Raw genomic sequence first — 19,840 nt, forward strand, 5'->3', positions numbered from 1 at the left:
TGCTTGATCGCGCCTTGGCCCTGCGGGCGGGGCGCAGCCTGAACCGAATAACCATCACACCCACGCAAGCCTGAGCCAGCCATGGACGTCACTCCTCATTTCCCGATCTATCTCGACTACGGCGCCACGACGCCGGTAGACCCGCGCGTGGTCGACGCGATGATTCCCTGGTTGCGCGAGCATTTCGGCAATCCGGCGTCGCGCAGTCACGCCTGGGGTTGGGAAGCCGAGGAAGCGGTCGAGAAGGCACGCGGCTTCGTGGCGGACCTGATCGGCGCCGACCCGCGCGAAATCGTCTGGACCTCCGGCGCCACCGAGTCGAACAACCTCGCGCTCAAGGGCGCGGCGAACTTCTACAAGGGCAAGGGCAAGCACCTGATCACCGTGAAGACCGAGCACAAGGCCGTGCTCGACACCATGCGTGAACTGGAGCGCCAGGGCTTCGAAGTGACCTACCTCGACGTCGAGGAAAACGGCCTGCTCGACCTGGACAAGTTCAAGGCGGCCATCCGCCCCGACACCATCCTCGCCAGCGTCATGTACGTGAACAACGAGATCGGCGTGGTGCAGGACGTGGTCGCGCTGGGCAATGCCTGCCGCGAAAAGGGCGTGGTCTTCCACGTCGACGCGGCGCAAGCGACCGGCAAGGTCGAGTTCGACATCTCGAAGCTGCCCATCGACCTGATGAGCCTGGCCTCGCACAAGACTTACGGTCCCAAGGGCATCGGCGCGCTGTACGTGCGCCGCAAGCCCCGCGTGCGGCTCGAAGCACAAATGCACGGTGGCGGCCACGAGCGCGGCATGCGTTCGGGCACGCTGCCCACGCACCAGATCGTCGGCATGGGCGAGGCTTTCCGCATCGCCAAGCTGGAAATGAAGCAGGACATCGCCAAGGCCGCCGCGCTGCAAAAGCGCCTGCTGGATGGCCTGAAGGACGTTGAACAGGTGTTCATCAACGGCGACCTCACGCAGCGCGTGCCGCACAACCTGAACATGAGCTTCAACTACGTCGAGGGCGAGTCGCTGATCATGGGCATCAAGGGGCTGGCGGTGTCGTCGGGCTCGGCCTGCACGTCGGCCAGCCTGGAGCCCAGCTATGTGCTGCGCGCCCTGGGCCGCAGCGACGAACTGGCGCACAGCAGCCTGCGCATGACCATCGGCCGTTTCACGACCGAAGAAGAAATCGATTACGCAATTTCGACCATCAAGCACAACGTGGCCAAGCTGCGCGAGCTGAGTCCCCTGTGGGAAATGTTCAAGGACGGGATCGACATCAGCACGATCCAATGGTCAGCGCATTAAATTGAGATTGAGAGGTACCCCATGGCTTATTCATCCAAGGTCATCGACCACTACGAAAATCCCCGCAACGTCGGTTCCTTCGAAAAGGGCGACGACACGGTTGGCACCGGCATGGTGGGCGCGCCCGCATGCGGCGACGTCATGAAGCTGCAGATCAAGGTCAACCCCGAAACGGGCGTGATCGAAGACGCGCGCTTCAAGACCTACGGCTGCGGCTCGGCCATCGCTTCTTCTTCGCTCGTGACCGAATGGGTCAAGGGCAAGACGCTCGACCAGGCTGCTGCGCTGAAGAACGCGCAGATTGCCGAAGAGCTGGCGCTGCCGCCCGTGAAGATCCACTGCTCCATCCTGGCCGAAGACGCCATCAAGGCGGCGGTGAACGACTACAAACAAAAGCACGGTGCTTCGGCGCCTGCCGAATCCGCGCACTGAGAACATGGCAGTCACGCTCACGGAGGCCGCAGCGCGCCACGTCAACCGCTACCTTGGCAAACGGGGCAAGGGCGTGGGCGTGCGCCTTGGCGTCAAGACGACCGGATGTTCCGGTCTTGCTTACAAGCTCGAATATGTTGACGAGTTCTCGCCGGAAGACGTCGTGTTCGAAGACCACGGTGTCAAGGTTCTGGTGGACCCGAAGAGCCTTGCGTACATCGACGGCACGCAGCTCGATTTTGTGCGCGAAGGCCTGAACGAAGGCTTCAAGTTCAACAACCCGAACGAACGCGACCGCTGCGGCTGTGGCGAGAGTTTCAGGATCTGACGCCCGGCTCCCAGGTTTGGGAAAGAGAACCCGCCGCTGCCTTGTCAGCGGCATTTTTTCGTGATGAACCTCGACGCAACCGATTTCGAACTGTTTGATGTGCCGGCCACGTTTGCGCAGGACCGCGCAGAGCTGGACGCGCGCTGGAAAGAGTTGCAGCGCGAGGCGCATCCTGACCGCTTTGCAGCGCGCGGTGCCGCTGCGCAGCGTGTGGCGATGCAGTGGTCGGTGCGGATCAACGAGGCGTATCAACGCCTGAAAGATCCTGTGCGCCGGGCCACCTACCTGTGCAAGCTCAACGGTGCGCCGATCGATGCCGAGCACAACACCGCCATGCCACCGGAATTCCTCATGCAACAGATGGAGTGGCGCGAAACGCTTGAAGACACCCGCGAAGCCGCAGCGCTCCAGACCTTGCACGACGAAGTGGACGATGCGCGCCGTCGCGCCTTGTCTTCGCTCGACTGGCTCATCGACGAAAAGGGCGCCTACGCCGAGGCGGCGGCGCAGGTCAGAGCCCTCATGTTCATTGAGCGCTTTGCCCACGACGTCGAATTCAAACTTGATCACTTGGGACAATAGCCATATGAACTGCCCGTTGTTCCCCGCGGAGGCCTGATGGCACTGCTCCAGATTTCAGAACCCGGCCAGGCGCCCGACCCGCACCAGCGAAAAATCGCGGTGGGCATCGACCTTGGCACGACCCATTCGCTGGTCGCCTCCGTGCGCAACGGTGTGGCCGAATGCCTTCCCGATACGCAAGGGCGTGTGCTGCTGCCTTCGGCGGTGCGCTACATGGAAGGCGATCGCCGCCAGATCGGCTTTGACGCGCTGGCCTCGCGCGCCACGGATCCGCACAACACCATCACATCGGTCAAGCGCCTGATGGGCCGCGGCATCGACGACATCGCGCGCCGCGAGTCGCTTCCCTACCAGTTGACGGGCGAGGGCGGCATGGTGAAGGTGCGCACGGCTGTGGGCGACAAGTCCCCGGTCGAGATCAGCGCCGAGATCCTGGCGACGCTGCGCTTTCGCGCGGAAGACACCTTCGACGACGACCTGTACGGCGCCGTCATCACGGTGCCGGCGTACTTCGACGAAGGCCAGCGACAGGCGACGAAGGATGCGGCCCAGTTGGCCGGCATCAATGTGTTGCGCCTCATCAGCGAGCCGACGGCCGCGGCCATTGCCTACGGTCTCGACAATGCGGCCGAAGGCGTCTACGCCGTGTACGACCTTGGCGGCGGCACCTTCGACATCTCCATCCTGCGCCTGACGCAGGGCGTGTTCGAGGTCATCGCGACGGGCGGTGACTCCGCGCTCGGCGGCGACGACTACGACCATGCGCTGGCCGACTTCGTGCTCGCGCAATCAGGCGTGACGCTGGCCAACGATGGCGACAAGGCCTCGCTGCTGATCGCCGCGCGTGCGGCGAAGGAAGCCTTGTCCGCTGTCGACAGCACGCCCTTCGTGGCCGAGGTTGCCGGGCAGCACATCGGCGTCGACGTGAGCCGCGCGCAGTTCGAGCAGGCCACGGAAGCCATCACGGCGCGCACCCTGGCTGCCGTTCGCAAGGCCATGCGCGACGCGCGCCTCAAGCCCGACGAACTGCAGGGCGTGGTGCTCGTGGGCGGCGCAACGCGCATGCCGCAGATCCGCCGCGCCGTGGCCGAGTACTTCGGTCGCGAACCCTTTGTTGATTTGAACCCTGACGAAGTCGTCGCGCTCGGCGCTGCCGTCCAGGCCAACCAACTGGCTGGCAATGGCGGTGCGGACGACCTGCTGCTGCTCGACGTGATTCCCCTGTCGCTCGGCATCGAGACCATGGGCGGACTGGTGGAGCGCATCGTCCCGCGCAACCAGACCATCCCGACCGCGATGGCGCAGGACTTCACGACCTACCATGACGGTCAAACGGCGCTGGCCCTGCACGTCGTGCAAGGCGAACGCGACCTGGTGGCCGACTGCCGCAGCCTTGCGCGCTTCGAGTTGCGCGGCATTCCGCCGATGGTGGCGGGCGCGGCGCGCATTCGTGTCACCTTCACCGTCGATGCGGACGGCCTGCTGAGCGTGAGCGCGAAGGAGCAGGGCAGCGGCGTCGAAGCCAGCGTGGCCGTGAAGCCATCGTATGGCCTGTCGGACGACCAGATTGCCACGATGCTGCAGGAAAGCTTCAAGACCGCGCAGCAGGACATGCAGGCCCGCGCGCTGGTCGAAGCCCGCGTCGATGCAGACCGCATGCTGCTGGCCACGCAAAGCGCGCTCGATGCCGACGCCGCCCTGCTCGACGAAGACGAACGCAAGGAAGTCGATGCGCTGATGGCCGCCTTGCGCAGTGCAAAGGACGCGACGGACGCCGCCACGGTCGAAGCCGCCACCAAGGCGCTGGCCGACGGCACCGAAGCCTTTGCCGCACGCCGCATGAACCAGGGCATTGCCCGCGCCCTGTCGGGCCGCACGCTCGAATCCCTCTAGAACGCCTACATGCCCACGATCAAGATCCTTCCTCACGCCGAGTACTGCCCGAACGGCGCTGAAATCAGCGCGCCCGCGGGCACCTCGATCTGCGAGGCCCTGCTCGAGAATCACATCAACATCGAGCACGCTTGCGAGATGAGCTGCGCCTGTACCACCTGCCACGTGGTGGTGCGGCAGGGGTTCAGCTCGCTCAATGAATCGGACGAGAGCGAAGACGACCTGCTCGACCGCGCCTGGGGCCTGGAGCCGCAGTCGCGCCTGAGCTGCCAGGCCATCCTTGCGCAGGAAAATGTGACGATCGAGATTCCTAAATACTCGATCAACCACGCAAAGGAAAATCACTGATGAGCGCAGCGCTGGGCCGCCCCAAGCAAGCTCGCACCCCCTCGGGGGGCAGCGAAGGACACGAAGTGCCGAGCGTGGGGGCAACAGCTTCTGCGCCGGGCCGCCCCAAGCAAGCTCGCACCCCCTCGGGGGGCGGCGAGGACACGAAGTGCCGAGACTGGGGGCAGCTTTGACCCGGCAAATCGTCCTCGACACTGAAACCACGGGCCTGTCCGCCGAGAGCGGCGACCGCATCATCGAACTGGGTTGCGTTGAGCTCTTCAACCGCAAGCTCACCGGCAACGACCTGCACATCTACTTCAACCCGGAACGTGAAAGCCACGAAGACGCGTTGAAGGTGCACGGGCTGACGACAGACTTCCTGCGCGACAAGCCGAAGTTCGCCACGCTGGCGAGCGATGTCATCGAGTACCTGCGCGGCGCCGAGATCATCATTCACAACGCGGCCTTCGACGTCGGCTTCCTGAACAAGGAGTTCGAGCGTTGCGGGCTTGAGCCTTTGCAGAGCTTCGTCGCAGATGTCACCGACACGCTGGCGATGGCCAAGACGGTGTACCCCGGCAAGCGCAATTCGCTCGATGCCTTGTGCGACCGCTTCGGTGTCGACCGCTCCAACCGCACCTTCCACGGCGCCAAGCTCGACGCGCAACTGCTGGCCGATGTCTACATCAACCTCACGCGCGGCCAGGATGCGCTTCTCATCGACATTTCGTCGAACGAGCCGGAGCAGGGCAGGGTGGTGGCGGTGGACTTGCGCGGCTTCGTCCTGCCGGTGATCACGGCTTCCGATGCGGAACTGGCGATCCACGAACAGGTGCTGCTGCAACTGGACAAGGCGAGCAACGGAAAAACGGTGTTCCGCCAATTCGCAGAAATTTCTGTGGCATAATCTGAGGCTTCGCTGAACGGCGAACAAACATCTAGCCACCCGGAGTTCTCCGGGCCGGCAGGGGCGGTTAGCTCAGGGGTAGAGCACAGCATTCACACTGCTGGGGTCGGAGGTTCGAAACCTCCACCGCCCACCAAATTCCTCAAGAAATCAGTCAACGGCTCAAGTGTTCTGCTTGAGCCGTTCTGCATTTGGGCCGCGGCTTTCCTATGGATTGCTGATCTCGTATGGCAGGGTGCCGGGTCATCTCAACTCATAGGTTGTCAGACAACTCATTGCCTCAGCTCTCGTGGCAGCAAAGCTGGGGTGTGCGCCATTGACGCGGAGCGCGTTGTTCGTAATATCGGTCGATAGTGGGTTGCGTGGCGGCGTGGGTTATACGACAACAGATAACTTCCTGCGCAGTCGCGTCGAATCCCCATTGAGCAAGAAACCGAACGGGATCGAATCGTCGAACCCTCATCGCCCCCAATCTGGAGACATCCATGAAGACCACCCTCACCGCCTTGGCCTTTGGCTTGGTCGCCTTCGTTGCCAGCGCACAGACATGGCCCGACAAACAGGTCACGCTCGTTGTTCCGTTCCCGCCCGGCGGCTCCACCGATCAAGTCGCACGTGCCGCTGCGCCAAATCTCACCGAGAAATTCAAGCAGTCATTCATCGTCGACAACAAGGCCGGGGCGACGGGCACCATCGGCGCCACGTTCGTGAAGCGCGCAGCACCGGATGGCTACACCTTCCTGGTCACCTCGCTCGGCCCGCTGGTGATCGTGCCGCATCTGGTCAAGAGCATGCAGTACGACGCGCTCAAGGATTTCGACCTCATCACGGTCGCGGTGCAGTCGCCCAATGTGCTCGTGGTGCCGACCAGCTCGCCGCACAAGAGCGTCGCGGACGTCATCGCCTACGAGAAAGCCAACCCCGGCAAGATGAGCTTCGGCTCCGCCGGCAACGGGTCGAGCGACCACCTCACTGCCGAGTTGTTCTGGCAGCAAACGGGCACGAAGGGCATCCACGTGCCGTACAAGGGCGGGGCGCCCGTGCACACCGACCTCATGGGCGGCCAGGTGGATGCCTCGTTCCAGAACATCAACTCGGTGGCGCAATACATCAAGGGCGGCAAGATGCGTGCGCTGGCGGTGACCAGCCCGAAGCGCTCGCCGGTGTTGCCGGACGTGCCGACGCTGGCCGAAGCCGGCGTCAAGAACGTGGAAGTGGCCTCGTGGCAAGCCATCGTGGCGCCCAAGGGCTTGCCTGCCGCCGTGCGTGACAGCGCGCATGGCGCTTTTGTCGAGGCGCTGAGCGATCCGAAGGTCAAGGATCAGTTCACCTCGATCGGATTCGAGATGGTGCTGAACACGCCCGCCCAGTTCGCGACCTTCCAGCAGCAGGAGTACGCGCGCTGGAAGAAGGTGATCGAGGCGGGGAACATCACGATCGAGTGATCGTGAATCACGTGACGTGCGTTCAGCAGCTCACGTCACCGGCGCCGGATTGAACAGCACCAGTGCGTTGTGGAGCTTCCAGTGCTCCGCCCAAGTCTTCTTGCGGCCGCTGGCCACCTCGAGCATGAGGTGGAACATCTCCCAGCCCACGTCGGCAATCGTCTTTTCCCCTGTAGCAATGGTGCCGGCGTTGATGTCCATGAGGTCATGCCAGCGCCGCGCCAAGTCGGCGCGTGTGGCGACCTTGATCACCGGCACTTCCGCCAGACCGTAGGGCGTGCCGCGGCCTGTCGTGAACACATGCAGGTTCATGCCGGCCGCCAGTTGCAGCGTGCCACAGATGAAATCGCTGGCCGGCGTGGCCGCGTAGATCAGGCCCTTCTGCTTGACCTTCTCGCCGGGCGAGATCACGCCGGAGATCGGCGAACTGCCTGACTTCACGATCGAGCCCATCGCCTTTTCGACGATGTTCGACAGGCCGCCTTTCTTGTTGCCTGGCGTCGTGTTGGCGCTGCGATCGACGCGGCCTTTGTCCAGGTAGGCGTCGTACCAGGCCATCTCGCGGATCATGCCTTCGGCCACTTCAGGCGTCGCGGCGCGCGAAGTGAGTTGGTCGATGCCGTCGCGCACCTCGGTCACTTCCGAGAACATGACGGTGGCGCCGGCGCGCACCAGCAAGTCGGTGCAAAAGCCCACCGCCGGGTTGGCGGTGACGCCGGAGAAAGCGTCGCTGCCGCCGCATTGAACACCGACCACCAGTTCGCTGGCAGGCACCGTCTCGCGGCGACGGGCGTTCAGGCGCTCCAGGTGTTCTTCCGCCTGCCGCATGATCGACTCGACCATCGACATGAAGCCGACGTGCGCGTCGTCCTGCAGGCAGACCACGTCGAGCTTGGCGTCGGCGCTCGAGCCGACATCGGCGACGTTGCGCTCGTCGATGAGGGGAATGGTGCCCGGTGGCATCAGGCGTTCGGGTTGCAGCTTTTCGCAGCCCAGGCTCACCACCATGACTTCACCGCCGAAGTTGGGGTTCAGGCTGATGTTGCGCAGCGTGCGGATCGGGATGATCGCGTCGGGCGCATCGATGGCCACGCCGCAGCCGTAAGTGTGTTCCAGCGCCACGACGTCGTCGACGTTGGGAAAGCGCGGCAGCAGTTCGGACTTGATCCGAGAAACGGCGAACTCGGTCACGCCCGCCACGCACTGCACCGTCTGCGTGATCGCGAGGATGTTGCGCGTGCCCACCGAGCCGTCGGCGTTGACGTAGCCCTCGAAGGTGTACCCCTCGAGCGGCGCCTGTGCCGGCACCTTGACGGTGGCAATGGGCAGCCCCACCAGTTCACGCGCCGCAGGCATTTTGAGCAGGCGTTCGTGCACCCAGCTTCCGGCCGGGATGGCCTTCAGCGCATAGCCGATCGGCACGTTGTAGCGGCGCACCTCGCCGCCGTCGGGGATGTCCACCAGTGCGACCTTGTGCGCCTGCGGGACCTTGTCGACGAGCGTGAGGCCCGAGGGGAAGATGGTGCCCGCAGGCAGGCCGCCGTCGTTCGCCACGATCGCAACGTTGTCGTTGTCGTGCATCGTGATGAACAGGGGTGCCGGTGTTGGCGATTCACGCTTCATGAGTACTCCTGCGCTGACTTACTTGGCCACGGCCGCCGCTGGCGTCCAGTGGGGTTCCGGAACGCGCTCGCCGCTGCGGGCCAGCAGGCACACGACCACTGCAGCCGCAATGTCGAACACCGCAAGCAGAACGAACAGCGGGCTGTAGCCGACTTGCGTGACGAGCACGCCGAACAAGGCCGTGAACGCCGCGGCGCCCAGGTAGCCCGCCATGCCGCCCATGCCGGTGGCAGTGGCGACTTCGTTCTTGCCGAACATGTCGGACGTGATGGAATAGAGCGCGCCCGACAGCGTCTGGTGCGCAAACCCGCCGACGCAAAGCAGCGCGATGGCCACATAGGGGCTCGCGACGAAGCCCACGCAGGCCGGCCCGACCATGCACAGCGCACCGAGGACGAAGACCATCTTGCGCGAGGTGAACAGCGACACCTTGGCGTACTTGTGGAAGAGCGGGCTCAGGTAGCCGCCGAGCACGCAGCCGATGTCCGCCGCCAGGAAGGGCATCCACGCGAACATCGCCACTTCCTTCAGGTTCATGTGACGCTCCGTCATCATGTAGAGAGGGATCCAGGCGTTGAAGGTCTGCCAGGCCGGCTCCGACAGGATGCGCGGAATACCGATGGCCCAGAAGTCGCGGCTGCGGATCATCTCGGTCCACTTGCGCTTGGCGACGCCGGCGTTGCTGTATTTCGCTTCTTGTCCCGAGAGGATGTATTCGCGCTCGTTCTCGGTCAGGGCCTGGTGGTCCTTCGGGTGGCGATAGAACAGCATCCACAGCGCGCTCCAGACGATGCCCAGCGCGCCGACGATCAGGAAGGCCCATTGCCATTGCCCGTGCATCAGTGCCCAGACCACCAGTGGGGGAGCCAGGAGGGCGCCCACCGACGAGCCGATGTTGAACCAGCCGATCGCCACCGAGCGTTCCTTGGCCGGGAACCACTCCGTCGTCGATTTCACGCCAGCAGGAATGCCGGCCGCCTCGGTCAGGCCCAGCAGGCCGCGGAAGAAGGCCAGGCTTTGCCAGCCGGTGGACCATGCCGCCGCGGCGCAGGCGAGCGACCAGAGCAGCGCAAAGACGCCAAAGCCGATCTTCGTGCCGATCGCGTCGAGCAAGTAGCCCGCGACCGGCTGCATGAATGCATAGCAGAGCTGCCATGCGACCACGATATGCGAGTACTGCTCCACGGTGATGTGGAGGTCTTTCATCAGCGTCGGTGCGGCCACCGACAGCGTGTTGCGCGCGAGGTAGTTGACGATGAGGCCGGCCGAAACCAAGCCAACCATCCACCAGCGCAAGCCTTTGATCTTCATCGCGTTATCTCCTGTTATGTATTGAATCTGTGGAGTCAAGAAATGGAATGCCGTGCGACGCGTTCACTGCGCCGCGATGTCACTCCGCGAGTAATTGATGCCGACAAAGCTGCCACCCTGGAAGCGTTGGCCCAGTGCGTCGAGCGGGTTCGGCTTGGCCAGTACTTCAGCGGCGAACGCTTCGGCGTCCTGCTTCGGCTTGAAGCCCAAGCGTTCGGCGCCGCTGTTGTCCCACCAGCTGCGCTGGTTGGCCGACACGCCCCACACGACGAGGAAGCCCACGTCCTCGGCTTCAACGCAGCGATCGATGAAATGAAGAAAGTCTTCGTGGCCGAACCAGGTGCTCAGGTGACGCGGCTCGGTCGGTCGTTCAACGCAACTGCCGATGCGCACGCAGATGCTTTCGATGCCGTGCTTGTCCCAGTACATGCGCGCCAGGCCTTCGCCCCACATCTTGCTCAGGCCGTAGAAGCCGTCGGGCCGGAGCTGGCAATCGAGGTCGAGCTTCTCGGTGACCGGGTACATGCCGATCGCGTGGTTGGAGCTGGCAAAGACGATGCGACGAACGCCGTTGCGCCGAGCGCCTTCATAGACTTCGACCAGGGCGCGCAGGTTGTTCTCGATGATCTCGGGCAGCGGCTTCTCGACGCTCGTGCCAGCGAGGTGGATCAGCACATCCACGCCGTCGAGCAATTGGTCAACCACAGCGCTGTCGCGCAGGTCGCCGTGCATCAAGTCCTCGCCATCCACCAAGGGCGCCAGCGGCTTGCTGCCGGCGGCCGAGCGCAGCGGGACACCGCGCGCGATCAATGCAGAGCGCAAGACGGAGCCAAGCTGGCCGGCCGCACCGCTGAGGGCAATCTTCTTCATGGGGTTCCTTTGGCTGCGCAACAGGGGCGCGCGGGAGTTGTCGTGGGTGCTCAGGCGCGCTTGCCGATTTCGACTTGCTCGCGGGTCCATGCGGTGGCCTGCTCGCTCAGGCTCAGGCCCAGGCCCGGACGGGTCGGCACCAGCATGCGGCCGTCCTTGATCTCCAGCCGCTCGTTGAAGAGAGGCTCGAGCCAGTCGAAGTGCTCGACCCAGGGCTCCGTCGCGTAGACCGCACCGAGGTGCACGTGAAGTTCCATCGCGAAGTGCGGGCCCAGGCTCAGGCCGGCTTGCTCGGCTTGCGCGGCGATTTTCAGGAAGGGCGTGATGCCGCCGACACGGGGCCCGTCGGGCATCAGGTAGTCGGCGGCGCGATGGCGGATCAGCTCACCATGCTCGGCGGCGCTGGTGAGCATTTCGCCGGTGGCGATCGGCGTGTCGAAGGTCGCGGCCAGTGCTGCGTGGCCTTCGAAGTCATAGGCATCGAGCGGCTCCTCGATCCAGATGAGGTTGTACTGCTCGAAGATGCGGCACATGCGCTGTGCGGTAGGGCGATCCCACTGCTGGTTGGCATCGACCATCAACGGCGCGTCATCGCCCAGATGCTTGCGAATGGCTTCCACGCGCTGGATGTCCAGCTTGCGGTCAGGCTGGCCCACCTTGAGCTTGATGCCGCCAATGCCGCGTTCACGCGAGGCCGCTGCGTTCACCTTCAACTGGTCCAGGGGCGTGTGCAGAAAGCCTCCCGAGGTGTTGTAGCACTGGACGGAATCGCGCTGCGATCCGAGAAGCTTGGAGAGCGACAGGCCCGCGCGCCGGGCCTTGAGGTCATACAGCGCCACGTCGAAGGCACCGATGGCCTGCACCGCCATGCCACTGCGGCCGACCGATGCGCCGGCCCAGCACAGCTTGGTCCACAGCTTCGATATGTCGCTTGGGTCTTCGCCGATGAGTGCCGGCGCAATTTCCTTGGCGTGCGCGAACTGGCCGGGGCCGCCCGCACGCTTGGAATAGCTGAAGCCCAGGCCGCGATGGCCATCCTTCGTTTCGATTTCGGCGAACAGCATTGCGATCTCGGTCATCGGCTTCTGGCGGCCGGTGAGCACCTTGGCGTCACTGATCGGATTGGCCAGCGGCAGGTAGCACGACGAGATGCGAACCCAGGCGATGCTGTCGCCGGCTGCGGAAGGTGTGGTGGTCATGGTGGTGTCGATCCGGGAGAGTGGGAGGGGCGCTGCTGCGATCAATCGATGGTGATCTTTCCGGCCTCGATCACCTTCTTCCAGCGCGCGTACTCCTTCTGCTGGAACTCTGCGAACTGCGCCGGCGTGTTGGCGACCATCTCGAAGCCGATGGAGGTGAATTGCTCCTGCACCTTCGGGTCGGCCAACGCCTCGACGAAAGCGGCATGCGCCTTTTCACGCACGGCCGGCGGCAGGCCCTTGGGCGCGACGATGGCTTGCCAGGAGGCGACCTCGACGTTCTTCACGCCGGCTTCTGCCAGCGTCGGCACGTCGGGCAGCACGGGCGAGCGCTTGGGGCTGGTCACCGCCAGGGCGCGCATCTTGCCGCCCTTGATGTACTGCACGACCGAGTTGATGTTCTGGAAGGAGGCATCGAGCTGGCTGCCCATGAGGTCGGTGTGCACCGGCGCGCCGCCCTTGTACGGAACATGCACGCCGCTCGTGCCGGTCTGCTGCCAGAACAGCTCGGCCGTGAGGTGGTCGCTCGACCCGTTGCCGGCGGAGCCGAAGCTCATCTTGCCGGGGTTGGCCTTTTCGTAGGCGATGACGTCGGCGACTGTCTTGTGCGGCGAGTTGACCGGCACGACCAGCACGTTGGGCGACTGCACGGCCACCGTGATCAGGTCGAAGTCCTTCAGCGCGTCGTATTGCAGGCCTTTGACCAGGTGCGGCACGATCACCAGCGGGCCGAGTGAGGTGACCAGGAACGTGTAGCCGTCCGGCGCGGCGCGCTTGACGAAGGTGGCGCCGATGGTGCCCGTGGCGCCGGCCTTGTTGTCGACCAGGAAGGACTGCTTGAACTTGGCGGTCAGCTTGGGACCGACGGCCCGCGCCACCTGGTCTGTGGAGCCTCCCGGCGGGAAGGGGACGACGAGCGTCACCGTCTTCTCGGGCCAGGTCTGCGCATTGGCGGCAAGGGCGGTCAGGCCGAAAGCGAGTGCGGACAAAAGCTTCTTCATGTGTGTTGTCTCCAAGGGCGAATGTGTTCGAAGAATTGAATTGGTAACGTTGTCATTTCGGGGGCGAAAGAGGCAGCGACTTTCCACTTGATCGCTGCCTGTGCTTGCCGCTGGCCGTGTCGCTCTGCGCTGCTCCAATGAGGTAAATGATATCGTTGTCATTTCCAGAGTCAATCTGATGCACGTCGGGGTTTTCCCTTGTTGGTGCGGTTTTTCATTGGAGAGCGCTTCCGCTGGGCCTTTGATGACACTTCAGGAATCGCGCGTCAATGCAGGTTTCCGGGCTATATTGCTAACGTTGTCAAACGTAATGAGCCCATGAACGCACCCCTTCCACTCAAGCCTGCGACGCTCCACGACGTCGCCCGCGAAGCCGGTGTCTCGCTGATCACCGCGTCGCGAGCCTTGGGCAATCCCGGGCTGGTTTCCGAAAAGACCATCGCGCGGGTGAAGCAGGCGGTCGAGGTGACGGGCTACATCCCCAACCTGATGGCCGGCGGGCTCAAGTCCAAGCGCAGCCTGCTGGTCGCGGCCCTGGTGCCGGCGCTGTCGGTGTCGCAGTTCCTGCCGACGGTGCAGGCGCTGGACGAGTCCCTGGCCGCCTCCGGCTACCAGCTCATCCTTGGACAGACCGGCTACGACAGCGCGCGCGAGGAGGCCATGCTCAACACGATGATCAGCCGCAGGCCCGACGGCATCGTGGTGACGGGCCTGGTGCAATCGCAGGCGGCCCGGGATCGGCTCCAGCGCGCCGGCATTCCGGTCGTCGAGACCTGGGACTTCAGCGATCGGCCGGTGGACATGCTGGTGGGTTTCTCGCTGCTCAAGGTAGGGGGAGCGGTTGCGGGCTACTTTCTTTCCAAGGGCTGGCAGAAGGTCGGCGTTGCCAGCGGCAGCGACCACCGCGCGCTGCTGCGGCGCGATGGCTTCGTGGCAACCATGGGCCGCGACGTGCCGACCGCCGTCGTGCCGGCGCCCAGCAGTCTCGAACTGGGTCGCCGCGCGCTGTCCGAACTGCTGCAAAAAGAACCCGGGCTGCGCGCGGTGTGCTGCAGCTCTGACCAACTGGCCCATGGCGTCCTGATCGAAGCGCAGGCGCGCGGATTGCGCGTTCCCGAAGACCTGGCCATCTGTGGCTTCGGAAATGCAGACTTCTCGGCGCATACGGTGCCATCGATCAGCACCGTGCATGTCGACGGCCGGGAAATCGGACGGCTGGCAGCGCGCCTGATTGTCGAGCGCTGTCGCGGCGAGGTTGTTGCGCAGCCCGTCATTGACGTGGGATTTCGCATCATCGAGCGCGGCTCGACCATGGTCTGATAGGCGTCGTTGGGCGCAGGGGCCTCTGAAGGCGGCGATCGGGGCGGGCATGTCTTTTTGGCCATTGCGTCCGGGCGCGGCGCGGTTCATCCTGTCGGATGTTGCCGACGGGCATGTTCGCCGGCACGCCCTTGCGTTCGCACGCCGACGCCCGTTCAATTCGACATCCAGAAGGAGGTGGAACATGGCAATGGGTCGCGAGCATTTCATCAACACGCACCATCCGGGCGGCCCGCCCGATCCGGGCGAGATGCCCGTCGAGCCCGACGAAGGACCATCGACGCCCCCGTCCAAGCCGAACGATCCTGCCTCGCCGCTTTCACCACCGCATTGAGACGGGTTCTTTCAGAGTCTCCCCGGGGTTGGTTGTTGGATGCGCTGCCATGGCCCGCTAAGCTCGGACCATGGAAAGCTTTGATTGCGCCGTCATCGGTGCGGGTGTGGTGGGTCTGGCGGTCGCGCGTGCGCTTGCGCTGGCCGGCCGCGAGGTCATCGTGCTCGAGAGCGAAGCCGGCATTGGCACCGGCACCAGTTCGCGCAACAGCGAGGTCATTCACGCGGGCATCTACTACGCGCAGGGTTCGCTGAAAGCACGCTTGTGCGTGCGCGGCAAGCAACTGCTCTATGCCTATGCGGCCGAACGCGGCGTTCCATTCCGGCGCTGCGGCAAGCTCATCGTGGCCACGTCGGCCGCACAGGTGGGCGAGCTGGAAGCCATTGCCTCGAAGGCGCGTGCCAACGGTGTCGATGACCTTGTGATGCTCACGCGCGAACAGGCGCTGGCCATGGAGCCGCAACTGCAATGCCTGGCGGCGCTGCATTCGCCCAGCACCGGCATTGTCGACAGCCACGCGCTGATGCTCGCCATGCAGGGCGACCTGGAAAATGCGGGTGGCGTTGTCGCGCTCAAGTCTCCTGTGGAGCGCGCGCAATGCGGCGGGGCCGGGATCGAGCTCACAGCGCGTGATGGCACGGTCCTGCGATGCAGGAGCGTTGTGAACGCGGCCGGTCTCGGTGCGCCGGCGCTTGCGCGCCGCTTCGAGGGGCTGCCTGCAAGCGCGGTTCCGGTCGAGCACTTCGCCAAGGGAAACTACTTCGTGCTGTCCGGACGCGCGCCCTTTAGCCGGCTCGTCTATCCCGTGCCCGAGCCGGGCGGCCTGGGCGTGCACCTGACGCTCGACCTTGGTGGACAGGCCAAGTTCGGCCCGGACGTTCAATGGGTGTCGTCGCCTGACGACTTGGTGGTGGATGCGGCGCGCGGCGACGCCTTCTACGGCGAAGTGCGCAAGTATTGGCCGGCGCTGCCCGATGGTGCACTGGTGCCCGGCTATGCCGGCATGCGTCCCAAGGTGTACGGGCCCGGCGAGCCGGCACGCGACTTCATCATCCAGGGGCCGGCCGATCATGGCGTGCCAGGCCTGGTCAACCTCTTCGGCATCGAGTCGCCGGGCCTCACAAGCAGCCTTGCAATCGCTGCGCATGCGGCAGAAATGCTGGCGTAGCGTCCTCCAGCCTGTAACATGAGCCGGTACGCCACTTGCTGGTGTTTTCGTCGCCGGCACGGTGCCGGTGCATTCAACGGAGGAAGTATCAATGTCCACATCAAGCGCCAATCTCGAAGCAGCCGCCAACCAGGTAGTCGAAGACCTCGCCAGCGACGTCCGCGGCGTACTTTCCAGCAAGGATCTCGACTCAGTGCCCCACATCAAGGCATTGCGCCAGCGTGTCGATGCCAAGCTGGCCATTGCACGCGAACTGGCGGCCGAAAAAGGCAAGTTGGCTGCGAAGAAGGCGCGCGAGGCGGCCGGCACGGCCAATGCCTATGCACACGACGAACCCTGGCAGATCGCCGGTGCGGCGCTTGCCGTCGGCATCCTGGTGGGTCTGATGCTTGGCCGTCGCTGATCGCCCGGTGCTGATCAGCCCGCCCATGGAGGTGCGTGCGTTGCCCCTCGCCGGGAGACTCGGCCGATGATCCGGCTGTTTTCCCTGCTGGGCATCGATCGCAAATTGCGCCAGGTGCGCATTGCGGCCGGCGAGGGTGCCCTCGCCGCGGAAGACCGGGCGCAGCTGCTGCGGCTGGCGTGGGAGGAAGAACGCGAACGCTTGCGCCAGATCCTGGTGCTGGTGGTCGCGGTCATGGGCCTGACCACAGTCGCCGTGGCCTTGCTTTCGGTTGCCGTCGTGGTCCATTTCTGGGACACGCCTTCACGCATCACTGCTGCATGGTCGGTCGCCGGCGTGTGGACCGTCATCTGGCTGGTGACCTGCGTCTCGCTGATGTCGGCGCTGAAACGCGCCACGGTGGGCATCGACGCCGCACGGCGCGAGTTCTCTCGCGATTGGCACTGGGTTCAGGCCCAGATCGGCGTGCGTCCGCGCGACCCGGCCTTGCGTGAACCCCGGCCCGCCACGCGTGACGAGCTGCTGGCGCGCATCGATCGGCAACGCGAACGCATTGCGCATCTGCAGGATCCGCTGCCTGGCACCGGCGCAGCGGCCGAAGCGCAGGAAGAGCCCTTGAGCGCGACTGCCCTGCGCATCGCGAAGGAGCATCCGATCGCGACGGCTGCCGTCGCTGCAGGGGTCGTGGCTGCGGTGGGTCCCCGGCGCATCGTGCGCCTGGCGGCGTGGATCGCGCCTGTTCTCTGGAAGATGCGGTAAGAGTCCGAAGTTCCGGGTGCCGAATGCCGTTCCCATCGCGGGCGGCGTTCGGCCTCGGAACTGTTTTGTGGACTCAAGCGCCGCAGTTCAGGCGCCCGCGGTTCAGGCGCCGGGCCTCAAGCGCCGTATCTCAGGCGCCGTATCTCAGGCGCCGTGTCTCAGGCGCGACGCGAGGCCAGCGCCCGTGCCACTTCGCTAACCAGTCCCGGTCCGCGATAAATCAGCCCGGTGTAGATCTGCACCACATCCGCGCCCGCGGCGATCTTTGAACGCGCGTCTTCGGCACTCATGATCCCGCCCACGCCGATGATCGGAAATCCGCTGCCCACTGCGGCGCGCAGTTGGGCAATCACGCGATTGCTCGCCGCCAGCACCGGCCCACCGCTCAAGCCACCCGTTTCCTTGCCATTGCGCAAGCCCTCGACCGCATCGCGCGCCAGCGTCGTGTTGGCGGCGATCACGCCATCCATGCCGTGACGCTGCAACGCGGAAGCGATCACGCTCACCTGCGTTTCGTCCAGATCGGGCGCGATCTTGACGAACAGCGGCACGCGCTTGCCCAAGCGTTGGACCAGCACTTCGCGATGCGCCGCAATGGCGGACAGCAATCCATCAATGGCCTCGTCCCCCTGCAGGGTGCGCAGGTTGGCCGTGTTCGGGCTCGAGATGTTGATGGTGATGTAGTCCGCGTGCGGATACACGCCTTCCAGGCAGGTGACGTAGTCCTCGTGCGCACGCTCCATGGGCGTGGCGCCGTTCTTGCCGATGTTCAGGCCCAGCAGCATGGGCGAGCCGCCGCCCGACTTGCGAAAGCGCGCACGCTTGACGTTGGCAACGAAGGCATCGAGCCCCTCGTTGTTGAAACCGAGACGGTTGATGAGCGCGTTGCGTTCCGGAATGCGAAACATGCGCGGCTTGGCATTGCCCGGCTGCGCCTTGGGCGTGACCGTGCCCACTTCGACGAATCCGAAGCCCATGGCCGCAAGCCCGTCGATGCAGCGTGCGTTCTTGTCCAGCCCGGCGGCGAGGCCGACGCGATTGGGAAAGCGCAGTCCCGCCAGCGTGACGGGATCGTCGACGCGAGTCGAGGCGTAAAAGCAGGCCAGCGGCGTGTTCTGGGTGCGCGCCAGCGCATCCATGGTGACCTCGTGCGCGTGTTCGGCGTCGAGGCCGAACAGAAAGGGGCGGGCAAGGCCGTAGGGGACAAGTGACATCGGATAATTCTCAGCTTCAGACAGTACAGGATTTTCCCAGATGAACTCCCCCCAAATGACTCAGGACGAACTCAAGGCGCAAGTGGGCCGCGCGGCACTCGCCTATGTGGTGAAAGGCGCCATCGTCGGCGTGGGCACCGGCTCCACGGTCAACAAGTTCATCGAGGCGCTGGCAGACATCAAAAACGACATCCGCGGCGCGGTCTCCAGTTCCGTCGCCTCGACCGAGCGCCTGCGCGCCCTGGGCATTCCGGTGTTCGACAGCAACGAGGTGGAAGAACTCGCGGTCTACATCGACGGCGCCGATGAAATCGACGGCCACGGCAACATGATCAAGGGCGGTGGCGCGGCGCTCACGCGCGAAAAAATCGTGGCGGCGCAGTCGAAGCAATTCGTCTGCATTGCCGATGCGTCCAAGCGCGTCGAAACCCTGGGCGCTTTTCCGCTGCCGGTGGAAGTGATTCCCATGGCGACGCAGCGCGTGATTCGCCAGTTCGCGCAAATGGGCGGCGCGGCCAAGGTGCGCCAAAAGGACGGCGCGCCCCTGGTCACCGACAACGGCCAGCACATCGTCGACGTGACGGGCCTGAAGATCACCGACCCGCTGGCTTTCGAGTCCCAGGTGAGCCAGTGGCCGGGTGTGGTCACGGTGGGCGTGTTTGCGCACCAGCGGGCCAACGTGTGCCTGCTGGGAACGCCCACGGGCGTCGAGACGCTGGTCTACTGAAGCCGGCTCAGAACTTGATGCCGGCCGGGTTCTCGGCTGTCGGTCCGCTGGGCGCAGCGGTCGCGGGCGGCGGAGTTGCAACGGACGGTGCTGCAGGTTGCTGCGCGGGCGCCACCTGCGTTGCCACCATGGGTGTGGCCGGTGGCATCCGGTACCCCGCGGGCAAACGCGAACTCGGCGGATAGCCCGCGGCGTCGAGGAACTGCGTCCATTCGCCGTCCGAGAAGCCCTTGAGCTGCTGCGCGCCGATGGTGACGACGGGCAGTGAAATCTGGCCCGTCAGGCGCTGCAGGGCGTCGCTGTCCTGGGGCGTCTGGATGGTTTTCTCGGTGAAGGGCACACCGCGCGTCGTGAGCAGGGTCTTGGCCGATTCGCAGGGCTCGCATGCATCGCGCGAGTAGAGCGTGACCGGATAGCGCTGCACCACCTGCCGCAGTTCATAAGGAAGCGCGGTGTCCGTGGGCAGCGCCGTCACCGTTCCCGCGCGGGGCGCAGGCTTGGCGGATGACGTCGGCGGCTGGTCGGAGTACGTCACCCTGCCGTTGCCATCGACCTGGCGATAGACGGGCTGCGCCATCGCAGCCAGCGAGACACATGCCAGTGCGATCGCGCCGAGGCGGACGTTCAACTTCATCGTTCGAGCTCCAGAAAACCGATGCGACAAGTATGTCAGTTGCAGCCCGATATTGGCA

21 protein-coding genes and 1 tRNA gene are annotated in these 19,840 nt (G+C 64.8%); 15 read left to right on the forward strand and 7 right to left on the reverse strand.

Features of this window, described 5'->3' with window-relative positions; translation table 11 throughout:
• Positions 1 to 81: 81 nt before the first annotated feature.
• The 9 genes from QTI66_RS08175 to QTI66_RS08215 all read left to right on the forward strand — a co-directional run bounded on the left by QTI66_RS08175 (position 82) and on the right by QTI66_RS08215 (position 7,219).
• A complete protein-coding gene (locus tag QTI66_RS08175) occupies positions 82 to 1,302 on the forward strand; it encodes an IscS subfamily cysteine desulfurase (protein ID WP_286558794.1) in 1,221 nt (406 codons plus the stop codon).
• A gap of 21 nt (positions 1,303 to 1,323) precedes the next feature.
• Positions 1,324 to 1,734 (forward strand): Fe-S cluster assembly scaffold IscU, encoded by a 411-nt coding sequence (iscU, locus tag QTI66_RS08180; protein WP_286558795.1) that lies wholly within the window; start codon positions 1,324 to 1,326, stop codon positions 1,732 to 1,734.
• 4 nt (positions 1,735 to 1,738) lie between these two features.
• Positions 1,739 to 2,062: an iron-sulfur cluster assembly protein IscA gene (iscA, locus tag QTI66_RS08185; RefSeq protein ID WP_286558797.1), complete on the forward strand. Its 324-nt coding sequence runs from the start codon at positions 1,739 to 1,741 to the stop codon at positions 2,060 to 2,062.
• Positions 2,063 to 2,125: 63 nt separating this feature from the next.
• The gene (gene hscB, locus QTI66_RS08190) at positions 2,126 to 2,644 is read left to right on the forward strand and encodes a Fe-S protein assembly co-chaperone HscB (RefSeq protein ID WP_286558799.1); all 519 of its coding nucleotides are present in this window, start codon (positions 2,126 to 2,128) and stop codon (positions 2,642 to 2,644) included.
• Positions 2,645 to 2,680: 36 nt separating this feature from the next.
• On the forward strand, positions 2,681 to 4,537 hold the full coding sequence (hscA, locus tag QTI66_RS08195) for a Fe-S protein assembly chaperone HscA (protein ID WP_286558800.1): 1,857 nt from the start codon (positions 2,681 to 2,683) through the stop codon (positions 4,535 to 4,537).
• Between the two features lie 9 nt (positions 4,538 to 4,546).
• A complete protein-coding gene (fdx, locus tag QTI66_RS08200) occupies positions 4,547 to 4,885 on the forward strand; it encodes an ISC system 2Fe-2S type ferredoxin (RefSeq protein WP_286558801.1) in 339 nt (112 codons plus the stop codon).
• Between the two features lie 169 nt (positions 4,886 to 5,054).
• Positions 5,055 to 5,774, forward strand: coding sequence for a DNA polymerase III subunit epsilon (dnaQ, locus tag QTI66_RS08205; RefSeq protein ID WP_286558803.1), 720 nt, complete (start codon positions 5,055 to 5,057; stop codon positions 5,772 to 5,774).
• 61 nt (positions 5,775 to 5,835) lie between these two features.
• Positions 5,836 to 5,910, forward strand: a tRNA-Val gene (locus QTI66_RS08210).
• 349 nt (positions 5,911 to 6,259) lie between these two features.
• Positions 6,260 to 7,219 carry a Bug family tripartite tricarboxylate transporter substrate binding protein gene (locus QTI66_RS08215; protein ID WP_286558805.1) on the forward strand — a complete coding sequence of 320 codons (960 nt, stop codon included), beginning with the start codon at positions 6,260 to 6,262 and terminating at the stop codon, positions 7,217 to 7,219.
• Between the two features lie 30 nt (positions 7,220 to 7,249).
• Here the strand turns inward: QTI66_RS08215 and garD are convergent, their stop codons facing one another.
• The 5 genes from garD to QTI66_RS08240 form a co-directional block, all read right to left on the reverse strand.
• The gene (garD, locus tag QTI66_RS08220) at positions 7,250 to 8,842 is read right to left on the reverse strand and encodes a galactarate dehydratase (protein WP_286558808.1); all 1,593 of its coding nucleotides are present in this window, start codon (positions 8,840 to 8,842) and stop codon (positions 7,250 to 7,252) included.
• An 18-nt stretch (positions 8,843 to 8,860) separates the two neighbouring features.
• Positions 8,861 to 10,153 carry an MFS transporter gene (locus QTI66_RS08225; protein ID WP_286558810.1) on the reverse strand — a complete coding sequence of 431 codons (1,293 nt, stop codon included), beginning with the start codon at positions 10,151 to 10,153 and terminating at the stop codon, positions 8,861 to 8,863.
• 63 nt (positions 10,154 to 10,216) lie between these two features.
• Positions 10,217 to 11,023, reverse strand: a complete 807-nt coding sequence (locus QTI66_RS08230; protein WP_286558811.1) for an NAD-dependent epimerase/dehydratase family protein — start codon at positions 11,021 to 11,023, stop codon at positions 10,217 to 10,219.
• A 50-nt stretch (positions 11,024 to 11,073) separates the two neighbouring features.
• Positions 11,074 to 12,222: an L-talarate/galactarate dehydratase gene (locus QTI66_RS08235; protein ID WP_286558813.1), complete on the reverse strand. Its 1,149-nt coding sequence runs from the start codon at positions 12,220 to 12,222 to the stop codon at positions 11,074 to 11,076.
• 41 nt (positions 12,223 to 12,263) lie between these two features.
• Positions 12,264 to 13,223 (reverse strand): Bug family tripartite tricarboxylate transporter substrate binding protein, encoded by a 960-nt coding sequence (locus QTI66_RS08240; RefSeq protein WP_286558815.1) that lies wholly within the window; start codon positions 13,221 to 13,223, stop codon positions 12,264 to 12,266.
• Between the two features lie 318 nt (positions 13,224 to 13,541).
• Here QTI66_RS08240 and QTI66_RS08245 point away from each other — a divergent pair, with 318 nt between their 5' ends.
• The 5 genes from QTI66_RS08245 (at position 13,542) to QTI66_RS08265 (ending at position 17,207) form a co-directional block, all read left to right on the forward strand.
• Positions 13,542 to 14,543: a LacI family DNA-binding transcriptional regulator gene (locus tag QTI66_RS08245; RefSeq protein ID WP_286558817.1), complete on the forward strand. Its 1,002-nt coding sequence runs from the start codon at positions 13,542 to 13,544 to the stop codon at positions 14,541 to 14,543.
• Between the two features lie 184 nt (positions 14,544 to 14,727).
• Positions 14,728 to 14,877, forward strand: a complete 150-nt coding sequence (locus QTI66_RS08250) for a stereocilin (protein WP_286558819.1) — start codon at positions 14,728 to 14,730, stop codon at positions 14,875 to 14,877.
• Positions 14,878 to 14,947: 70 nt separating this feature from the next.
• Positions 14,948 to 16,045, forward strand: a complete 1,098-nt coding sequence (locus QTI66_RS08255; RefSeq protein ID WP_286558820.1) for an NAD(P)/FAD-dependent oxidoreductase — start codon at positions 14,948 to 14,950, stop codon at positions 16,043 to 16,045.
• A gap of 91 nt (positions 16,046 to 16,136) precedes the next feature.
• Entirely contained in the window at positions 16,137 to 16,448 is a 312-nt protein-coding gene (locus QTI66_RS08260) for an ElaB/YgaM/YqjD family protein (RefSeq protein ID WP_286558822.1), read from the forward strand.
• Positions 16,449 to 16,514: 66 nt separating this feature from the next.
• Positions 16,515 to 17,207: a phage holin family protein gene (locus QTI66_RS08265; RefSeq protein WP_286558824.1), complete on the forward strand. Its 693-nt coding sequence runs from the start codon at positions 16,515 to 16,517 to the stop codon at positions 17,205 to 17,207.
• 158 nt (positions 17,208 to 17,365) lie between these two features.
• On the opposite strand, the gene QTI66_RS08270 is transcribed toward QTI66_RS08265, so the two are convergent.
• The gene (locus QTI66_RS08270) at positions 17,366 to 18,421 is read right to left on the reverse strand and encodes a quinone-dependent dihydroorotate dehydrogenase (protein ID WP_286558826.1); all 1,056 of its coding nucleotides are present in this window, start codon (positions 18,419 to 18,421) and stop codon (positions 17,366 to 17,368) included.
• A gap of 40 nt (positions 18,422 to 18,461) precedes the next feature.
• Between QTI66_RS08270 and rpiA the strand changes: the two genes are divergently transcribed.
• On the forward strand, positions 18,462 to 19,148 hold the full coding sequence (gene rpiA, locus QTI66_RS08275; RefSeq protein ID WP_286558827.1) for a ribose-5-phosphate isomerase RpiA: 687 nt from the start codon (positions 18,462 to 18,464) through the stop codon (positions 19,146 to 19,148).
• A 7-nt stretch (positions 19,149 to 19,155) separates the two neighbouring features.
• On the opposite strand, the gene QTI66_RS08280 is transcribed toward rpiA, so the two are convergent.
• Positions 19,156 to 19,782 (reverse strand): glutaredoxin family protein, encoded by a 627-nt coding sequence (locus tag QTI66_RS08280; RefSeq protein ID WP_286558829.1) that lies wholly within the window; start codon positions 19,780 to 19,782, stop codon positions 19,156 to 19,158.
• Positions 19,783 to 19,840 lie beyond the last annotated feature (58 nt).

It is taken from the genome of Variovorax brevis (genome assembly GCF_030317105.1).
In the GTDB taxonomy this organism is placed as follows: Bacteria; Pseudomonadota; Gammaproteobacteria; order Burkholderiales; family Burkholderiaceae_C; genus Variovorax; species Variovorax brevis.